At 68.7% G+C, this 22,088-nt stretch carries 22 protein-coding genes; 8 read left to right on the top strand and 14 right to left on the bottom strand.

Annotation, left to right across the window (positions count from 1 at the left end; genetic code table 11):
* Positions 1-104: 104 nt before the first annotated feature.
* The gene (locus tag ABDZ95_RS01500; protein ID WP_343789285.1) at positions 105-1,067 is read left to right on the top strand and encodes an aspartyl protease family protein; all 963 of its coding nucleotides are present in this window, start codon (positions 105-107) and stop codon (positions 1,065-1,067) included.
* Here ABDZ95_RS01500 and ABDZ95_RS01495 read toward each other — a convergent pair.
* The 4 genes from ABDZ95_RS01495 to ABDZ95_RS01480 all read right to left on the bottom strand — a co-directional run bounded on the left by ABDZ95_RS01495 (position 1,052) and on the right by ABDZ95_RS01480 (position 4,776).
* Positions 1,052-2,314: a glutamate-5-semialdehyde dehydrogenase gene (locus ABDZ95_RS01495; protein WP_343789282.1), complete on the bottom strand. Its 1,263-nt coding sequence runs from the start codon at positions 2,312-2,314 to the stop codon at positions 1,052-1,054. The two genes, ABDZ95_RS01500 and ABDZ95_RS01495, sit on opposite strands and share 16 nt — an antisense overlap.
* On the bottom strand, positions 2,311-3,441 hold the full coding sequence (gene proB / locus ABDZ95_RS01490; protein ID WP_343789279.1) for a glutamate 5-kinase: 1,131 nt from the start codon (positions 3,439-3,441) through the stop codon (positions 2,311-2,313). The genes ABDZ95_RS01495 and proB overlap by 4 nt, the downstream gene beginning before the upstream one ends.
* A gap of 40 nt (positions 3,442-3,481) precedes the next feature.
* On the bottom strand, positions 3,482-4,324 hold the full coding sequence (ypfJ, locus tag ABDZ95_RS01485) for a KPN_02809 family neutral zinc metallopeptidase (protein ID WP_343789276.1): 843 nt from the start codon (positions 4,322-4,324) through the stop codon (positions 3,482-3,484).
* A 68-nt stretch (positions 4,325-4,392) separates the two neighbouring features.
* Entirely contained in the window at positions 4,393-4,776 is a 384-nt protein-coding gene (locus ABDZ95_RS01480) for a hypothetical protein (RefSeq protein ID WP_343789273.1), read from the bottom strand.
* Positions 4,777-4,785: 9 nt separating this feature from the next.
* On the opposite strand from ABDZ95_RS01480, the gene ABDZ95_RS01475 reads away from it, so the two are divergent.
* Positions 4,786-5,073, top strand: a complete 288-nt coding sequence (locus ABDZ95_RS01475; protein WP_343789269.1) for a hypothetical protein — start codon at positions 4,786-4,788, stop codon at positions 5,071-5,073.
* Here the strand turns inward: ABDZ95_RS01475 and ABDZ95_RS01470 are convergent.
* Together ABDZ95_RS01470 and ABDZ95_RS01465 are read right to left on the bottom strand one after the other, a co-directional pair.
* Complete coding sequence (locus tag ABDZ95_RS01470; RefSeq protein WP_343791207.1) at positions 5,045-5,686, bottom strand: class I SAM-dependent methyltransferase; 642 nt, start codon at positions 5,684-5,686, stop codon at positions 5,045-5,047. The genes ABDZ95_RS01475 and ABDZ95_RS01470 overlap by 29 nt on opposite strands.
* A gap of 46 nt (positions 5,687-5,732) precedes the next feature.
* The gene (locus ABDZ95_RS01465; RefSeq protein WP_343789266.1) at positions 5,733-6,671 is read right to left on the bottom strand and encodes a hypothetical protein; all 939 of its coding nucleotides are present in this window, start codon (positions 6,669-6,671) and stop codon (positions 5,733-5,735) included.
* 174 nt (positions 6,672-6,845) lie between these two features.
* Here ABDZ95_RS01465 and ABDZ95_RS01460 point away from each other — a divergent pair, with 174 nt between their 5' ends.
* Positions 6,846-7,058 (top strand): ParD-like family protein, encoded by a 213-nt coding sequence (locus tag ABDZ95_RS01460; protein ID WP_343789263.1) that lies wholly within the window; start codon positions 6,846-6,848, stop codon positions 7,056-7,058.
* Entirely contained in the window at positions 7,055-7,822 is a 768-nt protein-coding gene (gene map, locus ABDZ95_RS01455; RefSeq protein ID WP_343789260.1) for a type I methionyl aminopeptidase, read from the top strand. Before ABDZ95_RS01460 ends, map begins: the two co-directional genes overlap by 4 nt.
* Here map and ABDZ95_RS01450 read toward each other — a convergent pair.
* Positions 7,819-8,763, bottom strand: a complete 945-nt coding sequence (locus ABDZ95_RS01450; RefSeq protein ID WP_343789257.1) for a fatty acid desaturase family protein — start codon at positions 8,761-8,763, stop codon at positions 7,819-7,821. The two genes, map and ABDZ95_RS01450, sit on opposite strands and share 4 nt — an antisense overlap.
* A gap of 133 nt (positions 8,764-8,896) precedes the next feature.
* Here ABDZ95_RS01450 and ABDZ95_RS01445 point away from each other — a divergent pair, with 133 nt between their 5' ends.
* From ABDZ95_RS01445 to ABDZ95_RS01435, 3 genes are read left to right on the top strand one after another with little or no spacing between them, the layout of a single operon-like run.
* Positions 8,897-9,304 carry a hypothetical protein gene (locus tag ABDZ95_RS01445; RefSeq protein ID WP_343789254.1) on the top strand — a complete coding sequence of 136 codons (408 nt, stop codon included), beginning with the start codon at positions 8,897-8,899 and terminating at the stop codon, positions 9,302-9,304.
* A complete protein-coding gene (locus ABDZ95_RS01440; RefSeq protein WP_343789251.1) occupies positions 9,304-9,501 on the top strand; it encodes a helix-turn-helix transcriptional regulator in 198 nt (65 codons plus the stop codon). The genes ABDZ95_RS01445 and ABDZ95_RS01440 overlap by 1 nt, the downstream gene beginning before the upstream one ends.
* A 30-nt stretch (positions 9,502-9,531) precedes the next feature.
* Complete coding sequence (locus tag ABDZ95_RS01435; RefSeq protein WP_343789248.1) at positions 9,532-10,491, top strand: alpha/beta fold hydrolase; 960 nt, start codon at positions 9,532-9,534, stop codon at positions 10,489-10,491.
* On the opposite strand, the gene ABDZ95_RS01430 is transcribed toward ABDZ95_RS01435, so the two are convergent.
* The 7 genes from ABDZ95_RS01430 to ABDZ95_RS01400 all read right to left on the bottom strand — a co-directional run bounded on the left by ABDZ95_RS01430 (position 10,488) and on the right by ABDZ95_RS01400 (position 20,968).
* Positions 10,488-11,342 (bottom strand): DUF3298 and DUF4163 domain-containing protein, encoded by an 855-nt coding sequence (locus tag ABDZ95_RS01430; RefSeq protein WP_343789245.1) that lies wholly within the window; start codon positions 11,340-11,342, stop codon positions 10,488-10,490. The two genes, ABDZ95_RS01435 and ABDZ95_RS01430, sit on opposite strands and share 4 nt — an antisense overlap.
* A gap of 11 nt (positions 11,343-11,353) precedes the next feature.
* Entirely contained in the window at positions 11,354-12,370 is a 1,017-nt protein-coding gene (locus ABDZ95_RS01425; RefSeq protein WP_343789242.1) for a UbiA family prenyltransferase, read from the bottom strand.
* 61 nt (positions 12,371-12,431) lie between these two features.
* The gene (locus ABDZ95_RS01420; RefSeq protein WP_343789240.1) at positions 12,432-13,751 is read right to left on the bottom strand and encodes an ammonium transporter; all 1,320 of its coding nucleotides are present in this window, start codon (positions 13,749-13,751) and stop codon (positions 12,432-12,434) included.
* A 191-nt stretch (positions 13,752-13,942) separates the two neighbouring features.
* Positions 13,943-14,962 (bottom strand): NAD-dependent epimerase/dehydratase family protein, encoded by a 1,020-nt coding sequence (locus ABDZ95_RS01415; RefSeq protein WP_343789237.1) that lies wholly within the window; start codon positions 14,960-14,962, stop codon positions 13,943-13,945.
* Positions 14,963-15,000: 38 nt separating this feature from the next.
* Complete coding sequence (locus ABDZ95_RS01410) at positions 15,001-17,403, bottom strand: glucan 1,4-alpha-glucosidase (protein ID WP_425542926.1); 2,403 nt, start codon at positions 17,401-17,403, stop codon at positions 15,001-15,003.
* Positions 17,400-18,893, bottom strand: coding sequence for an MFS transporter (locus tag ABDZ95_RS01405; RefSeq protein ID WP_343789234.1), 1,494 nt, complete (start codon positions 18,891-18,893; stop codon positions 17,400-17,402). Before ABDZ95_RS01405 ends, ABDZ95_RS01410 begins: the two co-directional genes overlap by 4 nt.
* A complete protein-coding gene (locus tag ABDZ95_RS01400) occupies positions 18,890-20,968 on the bottom strand; it encodes a glycoside hydrolase family 97 protein (RefSeq protein WP_343789231.1) in 2,079 nt (692 codons plus the stop codon). The genes ABDZ95_RS01405 and ABDZ95_RS01400 overlap by 4 nt, the downstream gene beginning before the upstream one ends.
* Positions 20,969-21,076: 108 nt before the next feature.
* Between ABDZ95_RS01400 and ABDZ95_RS01395 the strand changes: the two genes are divergently transcribed.
* On the top strand, positions 21,077-22,087 hold the full coding sequence (locus ABDZ95_RS01395) for a LacI family DNA-binding transcriptional regulator (protein WP_343789228.1): 1,011 nt from the start codon (positions 21,077-21,079) through the stop codon (positions 22,085-22,087).
* Position 22,088 lies beyond the last annotated feature (1 nt).

The raw sequence follows: 22,088 nt of genomic DNA, 5'->3' as shown, positions 1-22,088 counted from the left end.
GCTCGGTCGGCGTTCGGGGGGACGCCGACCGACCGTCGCTCTTCTTTCACATCGCGACCATCTGGCGCTGGCGCATCCGCATGCGTCGGGCCATCTAGGTTGGCATGAACCGTCGCAGCCTCCTGATCCGGACCGCCGCCCTCGTGGCCGTCGGCGCCGGCGCGTGGTGGGCGCGCGACGCCCTGCTGTGGCCCGATCCGAAGCTGACCTTCACCGGCGACGATGCCACGCCCTGGTTGCCCTATGCGCAACGGTCGCTGACTCCGACGGTCGAGGTCACTCTCGCCGGCCAGCGGCATTTGGCCCTGATCGATTCCGGCGCGCAGTATTCGGTCATCGACCGGGGGCTGTTCGACACCCTGCCGGAGACCCAGCGCTCACTGTTCGAGATGCCGCTGGTCGCTTATGGCGTCGGCGGCGGGACCCAGATGGGGCGCGGCACGACGCTGGAGATCGGCCTGCCGCACCTGACCATCAGCGGCCTGCGCGCAGCGATCCTGAACCTTGGTCCGCTGGCCTCCGAACAAGGGCTGAGCACGCCGCTGATCCTCGGGCAGGACGTGCTGGGACAGGCGGTACTGGCGCTGGACCCGGCGCGCAGATACGTCCGCCTGATCCGCCGCGACGCCTTCGTCCGACCGCCGGACCTGATCGAAACGCCGGTCCAGAAGAAGGGGACGGCCCTGCAGGCCGAGCTGACGGTCGAGGGGGTGACGATCAACGCGGTGGTCGACACGGGCGCCTCGGGCCTGCTGGGTCTCAGCCGCGATGCCGCCACGACCGCCGGCCTGCTTGATGGTCGCCCGACTCGGGACGGCAGCAGTCTGGTGCTGGGCGGGGAGCTGCGATCCCTGATCGTCGAGGCGCGGACGGTGACCTTCGCCGATCAGTTGTACAGCGATGTCGAGGTCGGCGTGTTCGACCAGCCGCCACTGCCGAACTTCCCCGGCGGTCTGGTCGGCATGGCGGCCTTCCGCGGACGGCGGGTGGCGATGGATCTGGGCGAGGGGACGATGCATGTCTCCCGGCCTCTGGACCTGACGGTAGGCCCTCAGGGCCGGACCTGACCGGTCCCGCGCACCACGTATTTATAGCTGGTCAGTTGCTCGGCCCCGACCGGGCCGCGGGCGTGCAGACGCGAGGTCGAGATGCCGATCTCTCCGCCAAAGCCGAACTCGCCGCCGTCCGCGAACTGGGTCGAGGCGTTCCACATGACGATGGCGCTGTCGACGGCGTTCAGGAAGCCGGCCGCGGCCTCCGCATCGCCGGTGACGATCGCCTCGGTATGGCCCGAGCCGTAGCGCCGGATGTGCTCTGCCGCGCCGGCGACGCCGTCCACGATCCGCACCGCCAGCGTCGGTGCCAGATATTCGGCGCTCCAGTCGGCCTCGTCGGCCGGGGCGATGTCCGGGACCAGCCCCCGGCTGGCCTCGTCTCCGCGCAGGGCGCAGCCGGCGGCGATCAGGGCCCCGGCGACCGGCGGCAGAAGGCGGTCCGCAGCCTCGCGATCCACCAGCAGGGTCTCGGTCGCGCCGCAGACGGAAACCCGGCGCATTTTGGCGTTCAGGACCACGTCGATGGCCATCTGCGTGTCCGCCCCGGCGTGCAGGAAGGTGTGGCAGAGACCTTCGAGATGGCCCAACACCGGGGCGCGCGCCTCGGCCTGTACGCGGGCGACCAGGCTCTTGCCGCCGCGCGGGATCAGCAGATCGATGGTGCCCTCCAGACCGGTCAGAAGTTCGCCGACGGCCGCCCGATCCGGGGTGTCCACCAGCTGGATGGCGTCGGCCGGGACGCCCGCTGAAACCAGCCCCTCGACCATGGCCGCATGGATCGCCAGCGAGGAGGACAGACAGTCCGAGCCGCAGCGCAGGATGACCGCATTGCCCGAGCGCAGGCACAGGGCCGCCGCATCGGCGGTCACGTTCGGCCGGCTCTCGTAGATGATGGCCAGCACCCCGATCGGGGTGGAGACCCGGGCGATGTCCAGCCCGTTCGGCCGGTCCCAGCGCGCCAGTTCTCGACCGAGAGGATCGGGCAAGTCCGCCACCTCGGCGACAGCGGCGGCGATGGCCTCGACCCGCGCAGGCGTCAGGGACAGGCGGTCGATCAGGGCCTCGGACAGGCCGCCGGCGCGGGCCCGGTCCACGTCCTCCGCATTGGCGGCCAGGATGGCGTCGGCATGATCCCGTAACGCCCTGGCGCATGCGGTCAGCGCCGCCGTCCGGGTCTCCGGCGAGGCGGTGCGCAGGGCGTCGGCGGCGAGGCGCGCGCGGCGGCCCATGGCCAGCATGGTGTCATGCAGGTCGGTCATTCGCCCTCCAGCACCAGATCGTCCCGATGGATGGCGACCTGTGGGCCCTTGTAGCCGACCAGCCGTTCGATCTCGGTCGTGTGCCGCCCCTGGATCAGCAGCATGTCGTCCGACGCCCAGGCGGCGAGACCGACCGCGGCGCGACGACCGGCCAGGTCGACGACCAGAATACTGTCTCCGCGATCGAAGCGGCCTTCCACGCCCCGCACGCCGGACGGCAACAGGCTCTTGCCGTCCTTCAGCGCGGCGACGGCGCCGTCGTCGACGATCAGGCGACCGGCTGGATCGACGCTGCCGGCGATCCACGCCTTCCATGCCGCTATGGGGCCGGCAGGAGCGGTGATCAGGGTGGCAAGGGCGCCGGTCTCGATCCCTCCCAACGGATGGCTATTCACGCCCGAGGCGATGACCGTGGCGCAGCCGGCCGAGCGGGCGATCCGCGCGGCCTCAAGCTTGGTGCGCATCCCGCCGGTCCCCACCGCCGCGTCGGCGTTGGAATCGCCCGCCATGGCCATGACGCCGGCGTTCAGCGTCTCGACCAGCGGCATGTGCCGGGCGTTGGGATGCTTGCGGGGATCGGCGTCGTACAGGCCATCGATGTCGCTGAGCAGCACCAGCAGATCGGCGCGCGCCAACTGCGCTGCCCGCGCCGCCAGCCGGTCGTTGTCGCCGTAGCGGATCTCCTCAGTGGCGACGGTGTCGTTCTCGTTGACGACCGGCACGGCGCCCAGCCGCAGCAGTGCATCCAGCGTCGAGCGCGCGTTGAGCCAGCGCCGGCGACGCTCGGTGTCCTCGCGGGTCAGCAGCACCTGCGCCGGCGTCAGTCTGTGGGGCGACAGCGCCGTCTCCCACGCCTGCATCAGCAGCGACTGGCCCGCCGCCGCAGCGGCCTGTTTCTCGTCCAGCCGCGCCGACTTAGTCAGGCCTAGCCTTGCCCGGCCCAGCGCCACGGCGCCGGAGGAAACGACGATCACCTCCACGCCGCGTGCGCGCAGGTATGCGATCTCCTGCCCCAGAACCGCCAGCCTGTCCGCGTTTGGTCGACCGCCGTCGGTCAGCAGGGCGGAGCCGATCTTGAGAACCAGTCGGCGGGAGGCGGCGAGGGCGGAGGCGGCGGAGATAGTCACGGCGCGACCTTGCCGCGTCGTGTGCGCTGCAACAAGCGCCCTAGAGGCCGCGGAAGGTGTCGCAGGCGGCCGGATCGCCGGACTGGTAGCCGATCTGCAGCCAGCGCACCCGCTCGGCAGAGGAACCGTGGGTGAAGCTGTCGGGCGAGACGCTGCGTCCGGCGCTGCGCTGCAGGGCGTCGTCGCCGATGGCCGCGGCGGTCTTCATCCCCTCCTCGATGTCGGCGGCAGTGACCGCCACCTCGCCGTTCGACACGGCGGCGGCGTTGGCGGCCCAAACGCCAGCGTAGCAGTCGGCCTGAAGCTCAAGCGCCACGGAATAGCGGTTGCCCTCGGCCTGGCTGCTGGCGCGCTGCTGGGCCTGCTGCACCTGTTGCGAGGCGCCGGTCAGGGTCTGGACGTGGTGGCCGTATTCGTGGGCGATCACATAGGCGCGGGCGAACTCGGCGCTGGACCCGCCCAGCCGCTCCATCTCGGACCAGAAGGACAGGTCCAGATACACATGCTGGTCGGCCGGGCAGTAGAAGGGGCCCATGGCTGCCTGACCGAAGCCGCAGCCGGTGTTGGTGCCCTGCTCGTAAAGGGTGACGGTCGGCGGGCGATAGCCCTGCAGCTTGGTCTTCCAGACGTCGTCGACATTGGTGCCGATCACATCGACGAAGCGGCCGGCCTGATCCTCGGGGCTGCCCTGTGCGCCTTCCTGCTGCGTCGCGCCGCCAAGCTGGCTGGTCAGCTGCTGGGTGGTCTGCGGATCGATGCCGAAGACGAAATAGCCGATGGCCGCGAGCACCAGAGCCCCGATGCCGCCTCCGGCGACGCCGACGCCGCCCATTCCGCGTCGGTCATCGATGTTCCCGCCGCGCCGTCCGCCTTCCCACCGCATGGTCGTTCTCCCGCTTCCGCATCCAGGCTACGCCGGAACGCGGTCGGGGCGGAAGAGATGCGTGAGGATCAGTTCGGACCACGGTCCAGCCAGCTGTCGATCTGGCCGACATCCCGGGCCGTGCGGCGCTGGTGTTCCGTCGCCGCTGCACGGGCTGCCCGTTCCTCCTCCGGCGAGCGGATGGCGGGCGGGTTCGAGGTATAGGGATCGGGCTGTCGCGATTGCTCGACCCGCTGGCGGGCGATGTCGCCTTCGAGCCGAAGCTGGTTGGTCAGGGCCTGCCGCTGGTCGGACTGGTTGCGCAGCTGGTCCATGCGCTGGCGGTGCTGATCGGCCTGAATCTGATGGCGGTCGAAGGTCGACAGACCGGCCGGCGGCACGGGCGGCGGGGTCTGGGCGAGCGCCGGCCCGGCGAAGGCCAGAACGGCGAAGGCGAGGACGATCCGGGTCATCCTGCAAACATGGCCCTCAAGGCCGGATCGACCAAGCTGAGCCGCAACCGATTCCGACCTCGGGGTTTTCCAAGGCGTACTCTCAAGCTTCCGAAAGGCCCCGCGATGACCATGTCGATGAAGGATCCCGGCTTCAGCCGCGACCCCGAGCTCGAGAAGACGCGCGGCCTCGGTCGACCGGCCGCTTCGGAGATGTCGGGCGAGGATCATTCCGACGATCCGGCGCCGGACCGGCACATCCATTTCTCGCCGGATCCTGCCGAGGAGACTACAGCGCCCACACCGACGAGCGTTTGACCTCCTGATCCTCCAGCTCGCGTGTCGTCGGCACGCGGTACTCGGCGAGGAAATCCAGCCCGGTCTTCGGGAAATAGGTGCGGCCGGGGTCGCCGACGATGACCCGCACGCCCCGCGCCTTCGCCTCGGCTAACCACGCGAGAACGCGCTCGGTCATCGGCTTCTCATAGCAGACGTCGCCGGCGCAGATGACGTCGACATCGGGCGGTGGAGCCTCCAGCAGGTCTGCCGCCGTGAAGGTCAGGGCGACCCGGTTGGCCTCGCCGTTCAGCCGCACGGCCGCGCCGCAGAACGGGTCGATGTCCGCGCACAGGGCCGAGACAGCGCCGGCCTTCATCGCGGCGATGCCGACGAGACCGGAGCCCGCCGCGAAGTCCAGCACCCGCTTGCCGGCGACCTCTTCCGGATGATCCAGCAGCCAGCGCGACAGCGCCTGTCCGCCAGCCCAGGCGAAGGCCCAGAACGGCGGCGGCACGCCCATCTCGCCCAGCTCCTCCTCGGTCAGCCGCCAGATCGGCGTCAGCTCGTCCGCCATCCACAGCGAAATCTCCGGCGCATGCGGCACGGGCTGCAGCCGGGTGTTGGCGAGAATGAAGGCTTCGGGGTCAGAGATCACCCGCGGTCAGTAGCGGGGAGGGGCGCCTCCGGCCAGAGTTCCTCTAGTGAATCACCCTGACCGGACGCATGTGGCAGGTCTCGCCGCGATAGGGGATACCGCGCATGGTGAGCTCAAGCTTGATGTTCTCGACCTCGATGTTGCCGTCGCAGGGCAGGATGACGGTCAACGGCACGCCCTGCTCCTCGGACAGGCCCATGACCCACTTGGCCAGCGACTGCCGCATCATCTGCCTGTCGGCCTGGATGCCGCGCGTGCGGCCGTCGCGCGACCCATAGCCCTCGGTCGACAGGTCGCCGTGCAGCACGTACGGACGCGGGACGTCGGTATTGCCGAAGAAGTCGCCGCCGGCGATGAAATTGCCCGGGGTGATGGCGTTCACCGGAGCGAAGAGGGTTGACCACAGCGTCGCCTGATAGGCCTGCCGCCAGGCTTTCACCTGGTTGTCTGCACCGACGTAATGCGCCAGCCCGCCGGCCGCGACAGCGATCGTCAGCCAGTAGGCGGCTGCAGCGTCTTCCTCGGTGAGGCCGACGTAGCGGGCCATGAAGCCGGCATCGACGGTCTGCTGGGACACGACGCGTCCGCTGCGGCGTTCGACGATCCGGTAGATGGCCCGACTGCGGCTGTCGAAGTCCGCGCCGAAGAAAGAGCCCTGCAGGTCGACGAACTCGACCTGCAGACCATAACGCGCTGCGGCCGGGGTTTTCGCCAGCATGCCCGAGCGGTCCAGCACCTGTTCGAGAGCCGGGCGGAACTGGCTCCTGTTCGCCTCCGCGAAGAAGAACGAGTACTGCGACATGCCCGAGATGTAGTCGATGGTGACCGAGCCACGCAGGGCGTGGTCATACGGGATGCGGAAGGCCTGATTGTTCGGGATGCCGGGACGTTGCAGGGCGACCTGCGTGTCATGCGAGGCGCAGCCCGCAGCGCCAGTCAATACCGTGGCGATCGCCATCAACGCTGCCGCGCGACGTTTCATTCCAGCCCCCTGACGTTGTGTGTGCCCGCACAACTGGGGGACAATCATCACTATCAACTTAACCGCGTGCTTCCGGGGTTGGTTAAAACCTGTGGCGAGGCGTCTCGAGCGCTTGCTGCGAAGCGACTTGGTCAATATATGGCATATACGAAACGTATATTCCGAGGGTCGCCCATGGGCATCGTCAACATCGAGGACGAACTGCACGAACAGCTGCGTCGCGCCAGCAAGGCGTCCTGCCGGTCGATCAATGCCCAGGCGGCCTTCTGGATCAGGATCGGCATGCTGGGCGAGCTGAACCCCGGCCTGACCTTTCAGGAACTGGCCGCGCGCGAACTGAAGGCCGCGGGCGTGGGCGAGCCGGCTGCAACAGCGGCCGCGGCATGACCAAGACCCCGCAGGAACTGGAACTGATGGCCGAGTCCGGCCGCCTGCTGGCGTCGGTCTTCACCTGGCTCGACGGCCTGACGCTGGCGGGCATGAGCACGCTGGAGGTCAACGACCGGGTCGAGGCCTTCATCGTCGATGAGCTGAAGGCGCGACCGGCCAGCAAGGGTCAGTATGGCTACGGCTTCGTGCTGAACTGCTCGATCAACGCCGTGGTCTGCCACGGCGTGCCCTCGGCGACCGAGATCCTGAAGGCTGGCGACATCGTCAATCTGGACATCACGCTGGAGAAGAACGGCTTCATCGCCGACTCCAGCAAGACTTATATGATCGGCGAGGTGTCCGCGGCGGCCAAGCGTCTGGTGCGCACCACCTATGAGGCCATGTGGAAGGGCATCCGCGTCGTGAAGCCCGGCGCGACCCTGGGCGATATCGGTCACGCTATCGAGACCCATGCCAGGAAGGCCGGCTACTCGGTCGTCCGCGACTTCTGCGGCCATGGCATCGGGCGCGAGATGCACGAGGATCCCCAAATCCTGCATTTCGGCAAGCCTGGCCGCGGGCTGACGCTGAAGGAAGGCATGACCTTCACCATCGAGCCGATGCTGAACCAGGGTCGCGCGGGCACCGAGACAGCCGATGATGGCTGGACCGTCACCACCATCGACGGAAAGCTTTCGGCCCAGTTCGAGCACACGGTGGCGGTGACGAAGGACGGCGTCCGTGTGCTGACCCTCAGGCCTGACGAAAAGGCGGCCGCCTAGCGGGACGCGGCCTCGCGCAGCACCTCGGCATAGCCGCCGGCCACCTCCATTCGCGCGCCTTGCGGCTTGCCGCGCACGGCCCTGTGCAGGGCCGGGAGTCGCCAGCAGGGGACGTGCATGAACAGGTGGTGCTCGGCGTGGAAATTGACCCAGTAGGGAGCGATGAAGGCTCGTTCCCACCACGAGACGCGGGTGGTGCGGGCCGCGCGGAACGGGTCCTCGCTGGAGCCTTCGACGCAGGCGTGCTCGGCGATGTTGCGCAGGCGCGTGACCATTGGAAACCATGTCGCCATCGGCAGCAGCCAAAGCGCGAACCACGCCCACCACAGCCCCGTCGCGACGAAGGCCGCCAGCGTCAGCCCACTGAAGATCACGTAGGGACCGATCGAGCGGCCAGTGACGATGGCCTCATAGGCGTGGTCGTCGGTGGCGCGCTGCGCCGTCCGGCCCCGAAGGGCAGCCAGAGGCAGCAGGACGCGCTGCTTGAGGAAGGTCTGGCCGGTCAGGTCGCGGATCAGCTTGCGGCGCAGCGACGCCGGCGTGACCGGGAAGGGGGCGGACAGGGCGAGGTCCGGGTCCTCGGGCTGCTGGGCAAAGCGGTGGTGCGCCAGATGATAGGGGCGATAGCTGTTCAGGCTGGCCCCGACCGGCACGGCGCACAGCCAGTGACCGAGAAAGTCGTTCAGGCGCGCATTGGTCGACAGGCCGCCATGCGCCGCCTCGTGCATCAGGATCGCCAGTCCCAGTTGCCGCGTGCCGATCACCGCCACGCAGGCCGGGATCAGGACCGGCCACAGCACTCCGACCGTGACCGACAGCCCGATCACCGTCCAGCAGTGCAGCACCAGCAGAGGCCCGACCCAGGCGCGGCGCGACTGGAACGGCGCCCACTCTTCGGGCGTGAACAGGTCTGCGGGGCGGGCGCGGGGCGCGGCGGGCATGGATCGAGAATAGGCCCGGCGCCGGGGTCTGGCAAAGCCGCGCGGCATGTCGGGCGATCATGACTTAATGTCAGGTTGACATGACATTCTGCTCGTGTAAGGTCAACCTTACATCAAGTCAGGAGAAGTTGTCATGTGGTCGACCTGGAGCAACGGCACCCCCGCTGGCCGCCGCTATGTGATCCGCACCTGGGCCTTCATGGTCCCCTACGTTCTGGTCTGTGTCTCGATGATGGTGACGGACGCCTTCGACGAAATCATCGGCAAGCCTGCCGGCTGGGTGCTCGCCGCGGCGGTGTCGGCCCCGATCATCGGCCAGATCTGGGCCACGCTCAGCCTGATGCGCGAGAGCGACGAGTTCGTCCGGGCGGTCACCGCCAAACAATTCATCATCGCCGCCGGCATGGCGCTGGCCCTCGCCACCTTCTGGGGCTTTGCCGAGACCTTCGCCGCTGCACCGCACATCCCTGCCTGGCTGATCTATCCCCTGTTCTGGGCCTGCTTCGGTGTGATTGCGCCGTTCGTGAAGGCGTCGAACTGATGCGCAATCGACTGAAGCTGCTGCGCGTCGAGCGCGGCTGGACGCAGGAGCAGCTCGGCCAAGCGCTGGGTGTCTCCCGACAGGCGGTCAATGCGCTCGAGACCGAGAAGCACGACCCGTCCCTCGACCTCGCCTACCGCATCGCGGTGCTGTTCGAACGACCCGTGGAAGACGTCTTCGAGAATCCTCACGCCTGACGTCGTCAGGCTCAATCCAAGGACATCGACATGCTGCACATCCGTCACCTCGCGGGGCGCTCGACCCTGCGCGCCCTGTTCCTCGCCTCAGCCGCCGCGGCCTCGATCGGCGGAGGCGTCCTGTTCGCCACCGAGGTTCTGGCCGAACCGGTTCCGGTGCAGGCTACGGCCCCCTTCGCCTCAAGCCGCCTTTCGGTCGAGGTCGTGGGGCACGGACCCGACGTCATCCTGATCCCCGGCTTCGCCTCCTCGCGCGAGGTCTGGCGCGCCGAGGCCGAGCGGCTGAAGGCGAACCACAGGGTGCATCTTGTCCAGTTGGCCGGTTTCGCCGGAGAGCCCTGGACGCATGGCGATGCGCCGGTCCTGCAACCGGCCGTGGACGAGGTCGTCCGCTATATCGCCGACCAGCGCCTGCGGTCCCCGGCGGTGGTCGGGCACTCGATGGGCGGCCTGATCGCCTTGCTGATCGCCCAGCAGCATCCCGAGGTGATCGGCAAGGCCATGACGGTCGATAGCTTGCCCTTTTTCAGCGCCCTGTTCGGCCCGCAAGTCACCGTCGAGGCCGCCCGGCCGTTCGCCGCCCAGGCTGCGGCAGGAATGCTCGCCGCCGGCGAGGACGCTTTCCGCATCTCGCAGGCCCAGGGCGCGCCCGGCCTGTCCCGGGATCCGGAGACGCAGCGCCTGATGGTCGAATGGAGCCTGGCCGGCGATCGCCGCGCAATGGCGACGGCGATCAGCGAGGTCATGACCACCGACGCCCGCTCGGGACTGGCTGGACTGCGCGTGCCGGTCTGGGCGCCCTATGCCTCGGACGCCAACGGCGGCGCGCCGGCGGCGATGGCGGACGCCATGTGGGCTCGCGAATACGCCGGGGCGCCGAACGTCCGGCTGATCCGCGTCGACGACAGCCGTCACTTCATCATGGCTGACCAGCCGCAGCGGTTCGCGGAGATCGTCGACCAGTTCCTGGCGGACCAGGCCGCGGACTAGCCCGCGGTCGGGGTCACGTCGCCGGCCTTGGCCAGGGCGCCGCCGAACTCGCCGATGTAGGGCGTGGACAGCAGGGACCGGAAGGATGAGGCCGGGATGGCGATCTCATAGGCGCCCTCGACGTACGGGCCGACCTGATACGGGCCGATCAGGAAGGTGAGGCCGGCGGCCTTGCCCGATTGATCGCCCGGCGTCAGCACGAACTCGGTCGAGGCGGCCTTGGGGCAGGACCATTCGCCGCCGCCGCCCAGCGTCAGACCGGCCGAGCCCGGCGAGCGGGCGCGCTTGGCGGTGTTGATGGCCGAGCACAGGGCCTGGTCAAGAATGGTGGTATCGGCCCCGCGCTTGAACAGGTCGGCGAAGCCGATCCGACGCTTCAGCGCCTTGTCCCACAGAATGCCACTGGTCAGGGTGTTGGGGTGGGCGCCGCCCGAGAAGTCGAAGGCGACCCGCTTCAGGCTCAGCAGCTTGCCCGTCTCGGCCGCGCCGGAGATGGTCACGGTGTTCTCGAAGGGCGGCATGCCGCCGTCGCCGCCAGCCTCGGTGCGATCCGCCTGCGCGCCCTCGACGAACTGGCGTAGCTTGCGGACTTCCTCGGCATAGAGGGCCGCATGCAGATCGCCCTGGCTCTTGATCGCGACCGGCAGGGTCAGGCTGACGTTGGCGAAGGGCGTCTTGGTCTCATAGGCCATCGGCGCGGCGGCGTCGGCGGTGGTGACCGCGGCGGCGGGCTGACCGGCATCGGCGGCGGCCGGGGCGGCCTTCTCCTGCTCGCGGTTGCAGGCGGCGAGCGTCGCGCCGACGGCGGCGGCGATCAGCAGGGCGCGGGTCAGGCCGGTTTGCGGGTTCATGCGGGTCTCCTTCACAGCGGAAGCTGCACCGTGCCGAGAATGATGGCGAGAAGCAGGATCAGACCCGCCTCACGGTTCGATTTGAACAGACGAAGGGCCAGCGCGCCATCGTCCTTGCTGACGCGGCGGGTCTGCCACGACAGGTGCAGGGCATAGAGCGTCAGGCCGACATAGAACAGGACACCCAGACCGGCGGTGACGCCGGCCCCGGCCGCGAACGCGATGGCGATCAGGTAGAAGAGGCCGACGCCGAGGCGGACGTTTGCGCCCAGCCGACGGGCCGAGGACTTCACCCCGACCATGGCGTCGTCCTCGATGTCCTGCAGGGCGTAGATTGTGTCGTAGCCGAGGGTCCAGAACAGGCCGCCGAGATAGAGCAGCAGAGCGGGCAGCCAGGCGGCATTCATGCCGAGCTGACTGGTCTCGACCACGACGTCGTTGCCCTGAACCGAGATCTGATGGTTCAGGGTGATCAAGGCGAGCGCCGGGATCGCCGCGGCGAACCCCATCAGGGCGCCCCAGTTGAAGGTCAGACCCAGCCACGCCTGCGGCCACCAGGTGATCCGCTTCATGAAGGGGTAGATGGCCACCAGCAGCAGCGAAAGGACGCCCAGCCCGATAGCGGTGCGGCCCAGCGTCAGCAGGATCAGGAAGCTGATCAGGCTGCAGCCCGCGGCATAGATCAACGCCTGCTTGCGGCTGATGCGGCCCGAGGCGACCGGGCGGGCGGCGGTGCGGGCCACCTTCCGGTCGATGTCGCGGTCGACGATGTCGTTGAAGGCGCAGCCGGCAGCCCGCATCAGGCAGGCGCCGATGGCGAACCCGACGACCAGCCAGAGGGTGCGCAGGTCCGGGGTCAGCCTCTGCGCGCCCGTCGCCAGCGCGATCCCCTGCCAGCCCGGTATCAGGAGCAGCCAGATGCCGATCGGCCGGTCGAACCGCCCCAGCTTGAGCCAGGGCTTGAGGCTCTCCGGCGCATGCCGGTCGACCCAGTTGGCGCCGGCGTCGGGAAGGGGGGCGGACTTCATCCGGTGCAGATAGCCGGTTCGGCCGCCCCGGTGAAGGTTCGGCCGATCCGCTGCGGCAGGCCTACTGGTGAATGGTCTCGCCGTGCTGGGTGTAGTCCAGTCCCTCTATCTCGGATTCCTTCGTCACGCGGAGACCCACCGTGAACTTGCAGATCATCAGGATCACGAACGTGCCGATGGCCGACCACGCCATGACGGCCAGCAGGCCCACGATCTGGTTCACGACATTGGCGTTCTCGCCCGCCGCGTTGATCGTGGTCGTGGCGAAGACGCCGGTCAGAATCGCGCCGACGATGCCGCCCACGCCGTGCACGCCGAAGGCGTCGAGGCTGTCGTCATACTTCAGCGCGCGCTTCAGCCACACCGCGCCCGCATAGCAGGCGGGGCCGCACAGAAGGCCGATGAAGAAGGCGCCCTTGGGATCGACGAAGCCGGCGGCCGGAGTCACGCCGACCAGACCGGCGACGATGCCCGACAGCAGGCCCAGCAGGGTCGGGCGCTTGTGGTCGATCCACTCCACGGCGGTCCAGCCGATGGCGGCCGCCGCCGCGGCGACGATGGTGTTCAGCGCGGCCACGGCGGCGATGCCGTCGGCGGCCCACGCCGATCCGGCGTTGAAGCCCAGCCAGCCGACGAACAGCAGGCCCGTGCCGATGGCGGTGAAGGCGAGGTTGTGCGGGGCCATGTTGTCCCGGCCAAAGCCCTGACGCGGGCCCAGAACCAGACAGGCCACCAGACCGGCGACGCCCGCATTGACGTGCACCACGGCGCCGCCGGCGAAGTCCAGCACGCCATGCGAGCCCATCCAGCCGCCGCCCCAGACCTGATGGCAGATCGGCACATAGACGATCAGGTGCCACAGGGCGAAGAACAGGATCGAGGCCGAAAATTTGATCCGCTCGGCGAAGGCGCCGGCGATCAGGGCCGGCGTGATGATGGCGAAGGTCAGCTGGTAGGCGACCCACAGGAACTCGGGCAGGCCGGGCGTCAGGCGGTGCGCCGTGGTCGGGGTCAGGCCGTTCAGGAAGGCGGCCTGCAGTCCGCCGATGAAGCCGTTGGTCGCCTCGCCGCTGGTCCCGAACGACAGGCTGTAGCCGACGGCGAACCACAGGACGGTGACGATCGCCAGCGCCGCCGTCGAATGGGCGATGGTGGCGATGACATTCTTCTTGCGAACCATGCCGCCGTAGAACAGCGCCAGACCCGGCAGGGTCATCAGCAGCACCAGGGCGGTCGAGGTCAGGATCCAGGCGCTGGAGGCCTCGTTCAGCTCCAGCGTCGTCTGGTGCGCCAGCAGGGGCGCGGCGGGGGCAGCCGCCAGAGCCGGCGCGGCGAGAAGCGCGCCCGCGAGAATGCCGAGAGAAAGGAGAATGCGCCGCATGGGATGACCGGTTCCGGGGAGGAGGACTCGGCCCGAACCCGCGTTCGACCCGCGGACAGGGATAGGAGACTATCGCGCTGCGGCAGGCAATTCATTTCGTGTGCGGCGCAATAAAATCCTGTGGCGCTGCACGGAAGGTCGTGCTGGTTAGCGATATCAGCACGGGCTTGCCGCGTGATCTCGCAGCCGCGTCAAACCTTGTAGAAGTCCCGATACCAGTCGACGAACTTGCGCACGCCGATGTCGATGGGCGTCTTCGGATCGTAGCCGATGGCGGCGCGGGTCTCGGTGACGTCGGCCTCGGTGCGGGTCATCTCGCCTTCCTGCGTCGGCATGACGTTCAGGATGGCCTTCTTGCCGATGGCGTCTTCCAGCACCGAAATGTAGCGCGACAGCAACTCGCGACGGCCGGCGCCGAGGTTCAGCAGACGCCAGGGCGCGACGCCGCTGGTGGCCTGACCGGGGGCCTCGGCGCGCCATGACGCATCCTTGCCGGGCACGTCGTCCAGCGCCGCGACCACCCCGTCGACGATGTCGTCGACATAGGTGAAGTCCCGCTCCATCCGGCCCTCGCCATAGACGTCGATCGGACGCCCCTCGAGGATGGCGCGGGTGAATTTGAACAGCGCCATGTCGGGCCGGCCCCACGGACCGTAGACGGTGAAGAACCGCACGCCGGTCGAGGGGATGCCGAAGATGTAGGCGTAGGAGTGAGCCATCGCCTCGTTGGCGATCTTGGTCGCTGCATAGACGTTCAGCGGGTGGGCCACACCCTGCTGCACCGAGAAGGGCAGGGCGGCCGAGGCGCCGAAGACCGAGCTGGTCGAGGCGAAGACAAGATGCTCGGCCTGCACCGCCCGCGCACCCTCCAGCACGGTCAGGAAGCCGACGACATTGCTGTCGACATAGCTCTCGGGGTTCTCGACGCTGTAGCGGATGCCGGCCTGCGCCCCGAGATGGACGATGCGGCGCGGCTGATGCTTTGCGAACAGGGCGGCCATGCCCTCGCGGTCGGCCAGATCCAGCGTGTGATGGATGTAGTTCGGGTCGGTCGACAGCTGGTCCAGCCGGGCCTGCTTCAGCGCCGGGTCGTAGTAGCTGTTCAGATTGTCGACGCCGATGACGGTTTCGCCGCGCGCCAGCAGCCGGCGCGTGGTGTGGAAGCCGATGAAGCCGGCCGAGCCGGTGACGAGGACGGGTCCGGAAGTCATCCGTCCTCGTTAGCTCCGGCCGCGACGCGACGCCAGCGTCAGCGTGCGTAGCGTTCCTCGACCGGCGCGTAGCGATCCCACACCGCGCGGTCGGCCAGCGAACGCAGCAGCTTCAGATACTCCGCGTGGGTCCAGGCCAGGGGCGTGGCCGAGTTGGTGCCCTGACCGGGCCGGTAGTCGTGGGCGGTGTCGTCGCCGACGCCGTCCCACGCCTGTTCCGGCAGCAGAAGGCCGCCGTTGGCGAAGGACTCCATCCCTCGCACATACGTCTGGCGAATGCCGTCGATCTGGCCGGTCATCCAGCCGGCGTCGGCCGACGGCACGGCCATCAGGGCGGCCAGTTCGTAGTGGCCGCGCTCGCCGGTGAAGAAGGGCCACAGGCGGCCGCGCTGGCCGGCGTGCATCTCGCCGCCCACGCCATAGTTGCCACCGGTATCGGTCTGCTCGCCATAGCCGTCGTTGCCGTAGCGGCGGAAGGCCGGGACGCCGTTGACGTCGTAGCGCACGCGGAAACGATCCTCGCGCGTCTGGTCATCGTACTCCGGCAGGCTGGCGACGATGGAGTCCGCCGTCGCCGCGCGGACGCCGTAGCGCACCAATTCAAGGAAGCCGCCATCGACGATGCGGTCCTCGGGCATGGCCGGCTGGCCGTTGTTCTCGCCGATAGGGGCCTTGTCGTTCGGGTTGTCGTTGCGGGTGATGCGCACGAAATAGCGGCCGTCGCCCCATTCGCCAATGGTCGTGAACATCCGCGCCTCGACGTTCGCTTCATAGTCGTCGGCAGCGGCGAGGTAGCGGCCGGCCGAGGCCTCGTCGCCCGAGGCGCGGGCGATTTCGGCGGCGGTCACCAGCCCGGCGATTACGGCTGCGGTGGTCGAGGGCGAGTGACCCTCCTGCTCTTCCCAGCGTTCCTGCTGGGTCCAGGGCGGCGTGATCCGGCGGTCGTTCCACAGCAGGCCGACCGTGCCGCCGTCGACCAGGAAGTCGGCGGCCGGTTTGATCATCTGGCTGTACATCCGGCTCATCTCGGCGTCGGAGACCAGCCCGGCCTTCCACAGCTTCCAGCCCAGCATGATCGGCATGGCGGTCTGGTCCAGCTGGACCCCGACCCATTCGATTTCGCCGTCGACGTGGGTCTTCTGCAGGAACCAGCCGGTGGCTCCGCTGTTGCCCGGCGTCTGCGCATTGACCTGAACCTGCGGCAGATAGCGGAAGGCAGCCAGCGGGGTCTCGGTGTCGCCGAGCGCCAGCATGGCCATGGCCACCTGATAGAAGTCGCGCGGCCAGACGGCCTTGTAGCCGGTCGAGCTGTTGGTCGCGTCCACCGTGTCGCCCCATGGGTTCGACAGCGAGGCGATCAGGGCGCCGGCATGGGTGCGATCCTCCTGCACCTTCAGCATCAGGGCCGAGGCCCAGGCCAGCCGCCCGCCGTCGGTCGCCTGTTCGGCCAGACGCGGCAGCTGGTCGAGGGAGGCGATGTAGTCCTCCCAACCGACGCGATCGCCCTCGCCGTTGAAGCGGGCGAGGACCTCGTCCAGGCCGGTGGCGTGGCTGCCGGCCGCGGCGCTCTCCGCATCCGCCCGGCTGTCGCCGAAGCCGATGACGAAATCGCGGGCGAGGCTCTGGCCTGCACCGACCGCCGGCAGGGCGCCCGTCAGCATGATGTTGCCGGTCTGGTCGCCCGTGGTCGCGTAGCGATGGTCCAGACGCCCATCCGCCAGATCGGTCAGGCCCTCGGAGGCGCCGACGAAACCGACGCTCGACGCTTCGAATGGCGCGCTGGGGGTGAGAGCCAGATGGGTGTCCCCCTCGGAGGCGAACAGGCCCTGCGCGGTGACCTCGCCGCGATCGCCGACGCCGGTGTTGGCGATGTGCGGTTCCAGAAGCAGGTAGGGCGTGATCTCGCCGGCCATCGCCCGGATGGTGGTGCGCACGACGAGCGCCTGCCGGTCCGGATCGGTATAGATACGCTTCTCGATCTCGTAGCGGCCCTGCCGGTCCGTCGTGACGACCCGATAGGCCGGCGACAGCGGCCGGCCCTGCGCATCGACGTGCAGATATTCGGTGCGGCTGGTGGTGTCGGTTCCCTCGACGGAAAGACCGCTTCCGGTCAAGACCGCGAAGCGCATCTGCTTGATCTGCGCCTGATGGATCAGGCCATACATGGTCTCGGTCAGGACGCCGTCGGCGATGGAAAACCAGACACGGCTGACGTCGCCGGTCGGGCCGCCGTCGCGGTACTGGCCGTCGACATAGGCTTCGTAGGACGAGCCGGCGCCGGTTTTGGCGGCGTTGACCCAGGTCGGCGTGTCGCCCGGAGCTCCCGGAGCCACGGACTGGGCCGCGGCGGGCAGGGCGAGGGCGGCCGCGGCGGCGCCGGCGAGGAGGGTCTGGAAGATGCGCATGGAGGACCTCGTCAGGCGGAAACGGGAAAGGGTCATTCGGGAGCTTTCGGCACCAGCAGGCTGGCGACCGCAGCGAGGGCGAAGCTGACGCCGCCGAGGACCAGGGCGAAGATGGCCTGATCGGCAAAGAAGGTCTTCAGCAGCACGCCCAGCAGGGTCGCGGCGACCAGCTGCGGCACCACGATGAAGATGTTGAAGATGCCCATGTAGACGCCCATCTTCCGCCCCGGCACGGCGTTCGACAGGATGGCATAGGGCAGGGACACGATGCTGGCCCAGGCGAAGCCGACGCCGATCATCGGCAGCCACAGCAGCGCCGGATCGCGGATCAGGAACACGCCGATGAAGCCGGCCGCGCCCAGCAGCAGGTTGATTGCATGGGCGCCGCGCAGTCCGGCGCGTGCCGCCAGTACCGGGATGACGAAGGCCGCCAGCGCCGCGGCGCCGTTGTAGATGCCCATCAGCACACCGACCCAGTCCGCCCCCTGGCCGTATCCGGCAGTGGTCGGGTCGGGCGAGCCGTAGTGAACCGCGGTCACCGCCGGGGTCATGTAGATCCACATCGAGAACAGGGCGAACCAGCTGAAGAACTGGACCACGGCCAAGCCCTGCATGGTCTTCGGCATGGCGAAGATGTCGTCGAGGATCTGCGTCAGACCGTTCGAGCCCCCCTTCGACTTCATCGCGGCGACGATCGCCTGAAGCCCGCCGAAGCCGGCCAGAAGCGCGGCGAGGACATAGAGCTCCTTGGCCAGCGACAGCGCATTGACGAGGGCGGCCAGCGCCGCACCGACGACCAGCCACGGCAGGGTGCCCAAGCCGTAAGCGCGGGCCGTTCGACCGGTCGTGACGTCGGCTGGCGCCGACGGCTCGAAGGCGTCCAGCTGTTCGGGGCTGTATTCCCTCGTCGTGAATACGGTCCAGAGGACGGCCGCCAGCAGGGCGATGGCGCCGACGTAGAAGGAGATGCGCACGCTCATCGGCACCGCGCCCTCGGGCGCGGTGGAGGCGACCTCGAACCAGTTCGACAGCATCCACGGCAGGCAGGAGGCGAACACCGCCCCGGCGCCGATGAAGAAGCTCTGCATCGCATAGCCGGTCGGACGCTGCTCGGCCGGCAGGTTGTCGCCGACGAAGGCGCGGAAGGGCTCCATCGTGATGTTGATCGAGGCGTCCATGATCCAGAGCATCGACGCCGCGACCCAGAGATACGGGCTGTGCGGCATGACCAGCAGGGCCAGGGTCGTCAGCACCGCGCCGACGAGGAAGTAGGGTCGACGGCGGCCCAGCGGGCCCCAGGTCCGGTCGCTGAACCAGCCGACGATCGGCTGGACCAGCAGGCCGGTCAGGGGCGCGGCGATCCAGAGGATGGCGAGCGAGTCCACCTCGGCACCCAGTGTCTGGAAGATCCGGCTGGTGTTGGCGTTCTGCAGGCCGAAGCCGATCTGGATGCCGAAGAAGCCGACGCACATGTTCCAGATGGCCAGCCCGCTCAGGCGGGGACGGCTCGCCGCGGCTGTGCTCATCGACGGGCCCTTCCGACCGGGACGAAGCGAATGGCCTGACCGCCGCCGGGCGCCAGTTGCAGGCTCAGGGTGTCGGCGGCGGTGACCTCGCGCTGCTCGATGACGATGTCCTCACGCCGGCCCTTCCAGTCGGCGTTCGGTCCGTCGCGATAGATCTCGGCGCGATACCGGCGGCCCGCGTCGAGGAAGGACAGCGGGGCCTGCAGCACGCGCGGATGCTCGTCGGTCACGGCGCCCAGACACCAGACATCGGAGTTGCGGTCCTTGCGGACGATGGTGACGTAGTCGCCGATTTCGCCGTTCAGGGTGTGGCTCTCGGCCCAGTCGACCGGCACGTCCTTGATGAACTGGAACGGCTCGGGATTGGCCTCGTAGTTGACCAGCAGGTCGGCGGCCATCTGGATCGGGCTGTAGATGACGACGTACAGCGCCAGCTGTTTCGCCCAGGTCGTGGCGATGCCGTCGGGGCTGCGGGTCTCCATGCCGAAGACGCCGGGCGTGTAGTCCATCGGCCCGGCCAGCAGGCGGGTGAAGACCAGATTGGCCTCGTGCTCGGGCGGATTGCCCGGCTGGCCCCAGGCGCTGAACTCCATGCCGCGCGCGCCCTCGCGGGTGATCATATTGGGGTAAGTCCGGCGCAGGCCGGTGTCCTTGTGCGGCTCGTGCGGATTGACCGCGACGTGATAGCGGGCGGCCGTTTGCGCGACGCGCAGATGATGCTGGGCCATCGCCTGCCCCTCGTGCCAGGCCAGCCGCGGCTGGCCGTCCGCGCCGCGCACGCGCGCGCCGCCGGCGTCGGCGACATAGCCGGTCTTCACCGAGTGCCAGCCGAAGCGCTGCATCTGGGCGAAGGCAGGATCCAGTTGCTGTTCGTAATGGAAGGCGTTCCCGCCGGTTTCGTGGTGGCCAATGATCTCGACGCCCTTGCTGCGGGCGTGGGCGGCGATCCGTTCGATGTCGAAGTCCGGGTAGGGTTGGGTGAAACTGTAGTCCCAGCCGTTGCCGAACCAGTCGCCGTCCCAGCCGACGTTCCAGCCCTCGATCAGAACCCCGCCGAAGCCATGCTCGGCCGCGAAGTCGATGTGGCGGATGGCGTTCTCGGTCGTCGCGCCGTGCTTCGGTCCCGAGCCCCAGGTCTTTAGCTCGAGATGCATCTCCCACCAGATACCGACATACTTCATCGGCTTGAACCAGCTGACGTCGCCCAGCTTGTTCGGCTCGTTCAGGTTCAGGATCAGGCTGGAGTCGACCAGGCCCGCCGCGCTGTCCGAGATCTGCAGCGTCCGCCAGGGCGTGGTGCAGGGGACGGCCAGCTCGACCACCGCGTTCGACAGACCCGGCGTCAGCGCCGCCTTGAACCGCCCGTGCTCGACCCGGCGGAGGTTCATGCCGGAATAGTCGACCAGCGCCGCCTCGTGGATCGACACATGCAGGCCGTCGTTGGTGCGCACCGTCAGCGGGGTCTGGGCCACGCCGACCTGATCAATGGCGGTGCGGTTGTAGAGGTATTCCTCGCGGTTCCACTCGAAGGCCGGGATCCACCAGGCCGTGCCCGGATCGGCGACCGCGAACTCGGTCAGCTCCTCGCCGATGTTCAGCGCGGTCAGGTTGGGCTGTTCAGGGAACTCGTAACGGAAGCCCAGGCCGTCGTCGTACAGGCGGAACACCACGTCGACGCGACGCTGCAGGCCGAACTTCTCGGTCAGATGGACACGGAACTCGGTGTAGCGATTGCGCACGAACCGGCGCTCGCCCCACGGCTGCTCCCAGGTGTCGTCATGCTGCGTCGGCGCCTCGGCGGTGACGGCGAAGTTGCGCTCCAGCTTGGGCGCATCGGTCAGGATGAAGCCCAGTCGCGAGGCGGCGATGACCGGCCGGCCCAGTCGGGTGATGGTATACTCGGGTCGGCCTTCGCCAGTGACGCCGACCTCGACCGTCAGCACGCCGTTGGGGGATGAGGCGCGCGCCACACCGACCGATCCGGCTGGCGCCTGGAGGACGTCCTTTGCAATCGCGGAGCCGGGCAGGGCGGCCAGAAGCGCCGCGGAGGACACAAGAAAACGACGGGTCAGCATGGGTCACGCACTCCGAAGAACAGGACTTGCCAAGCGCGACCGCAGCGGCGCAGAACAAGCAAGGTTTGCAGCAAATTTTGCAGACGAGATCGTCACAGGACACCGCGCGTGAGCCGTCGCAACACCCGTCTCGAGGATCTGGCGCAGATGGCCGGGGTCTCGATCTCGACCGCCTCGCGCGCGCTGAACGACAGCCCGGCGGTCAACGCCCGCACCAAACAACTGATCTGGAAGCTGGCGCGCGAGCACGACTATCCGTTCCGCCGCTACATGCCGTCCGGCCCGGTCGGCGCCGAGGGCGTGATCGCCCTGGTGACGCCGCGTCCGCAGGGGCGCGAGGGCCGGCTGAGCGATCCCTTCTTCCTTGAGCTTCTGGCGGGGGTCGGCGAGGCGGCGCGGGAGCGCGGCTGCGACGTCATCATGAGCCACTTCGCCCCGACCTCGTACGACGACCTGTCCGCGGCGATGAACACCCGCGCCGACGGCGTGATCTTCCTGGGCCAGTCCTTCCTGCACCAGAGCCTGAACCGGCTGGCCGAGACCGACGGTCGCTTCGTGGTCTGGGGCGCCGAGATGCCGGACCAGTTGTACTGCTCGGTCGGCTCGGACAACCACGCCGGCGGCCGCCGCGCCACGCGTCACCTCGCCCGGCTGGGCCGCAAGCGCATCGTCTTCCTCGGCGATCTCGATCCGCCCGAGGCGATGCAGCGGCACCGCGGCTACCTCGAGGCGCTGGAAGAGACCGGGCTGGGCGTCGATCCCGACCTGATCATGGAAGCCCATTTCGAGGTCGAGTCCGCCGAGGCCTCCGTCGACGGCCTGATCCGTCGCGGGGTGAAGTTCGACGGCATCGTCTGCGCCTCGGACCAGATCGCCTTGGGCGCCGTCCGCTCCCTGCTGCACGCCGGTCTGCGGGTGCCCGAGGACGTCTCGGTCATCGGCTTCGACAATGTGCCCTTCAGCCGCTACGCGCGCCCTGCGCTCAGCACCATCGCGCAGGACACGATGAAGGCCGGCCGCCTGCTGGTGTCCAAACTGATTGACAACCCCGGCGACGCCGTCGGCCGCTCCGAGCGAATCCCGACCGACCTGATCGTGCGCGAGAGCTGCGGCGGCTGAA

The sequence above is a fragment of the Brevundimonas kwangchunensis genome, from assembly GCF_039523815.1.
GTDB lineage: Bacteria > Pseudomonadota > Alphaproteobacteria > Caulobacterales > Caulobacteraceae > Brevundimonas > Brevundimonas kwangchunensis.
The sequence above is the reverse complement of the archived record's forward strand: the minus strand, read 5'-3'. Positions and strand labels throughout refer to the sequence as shown.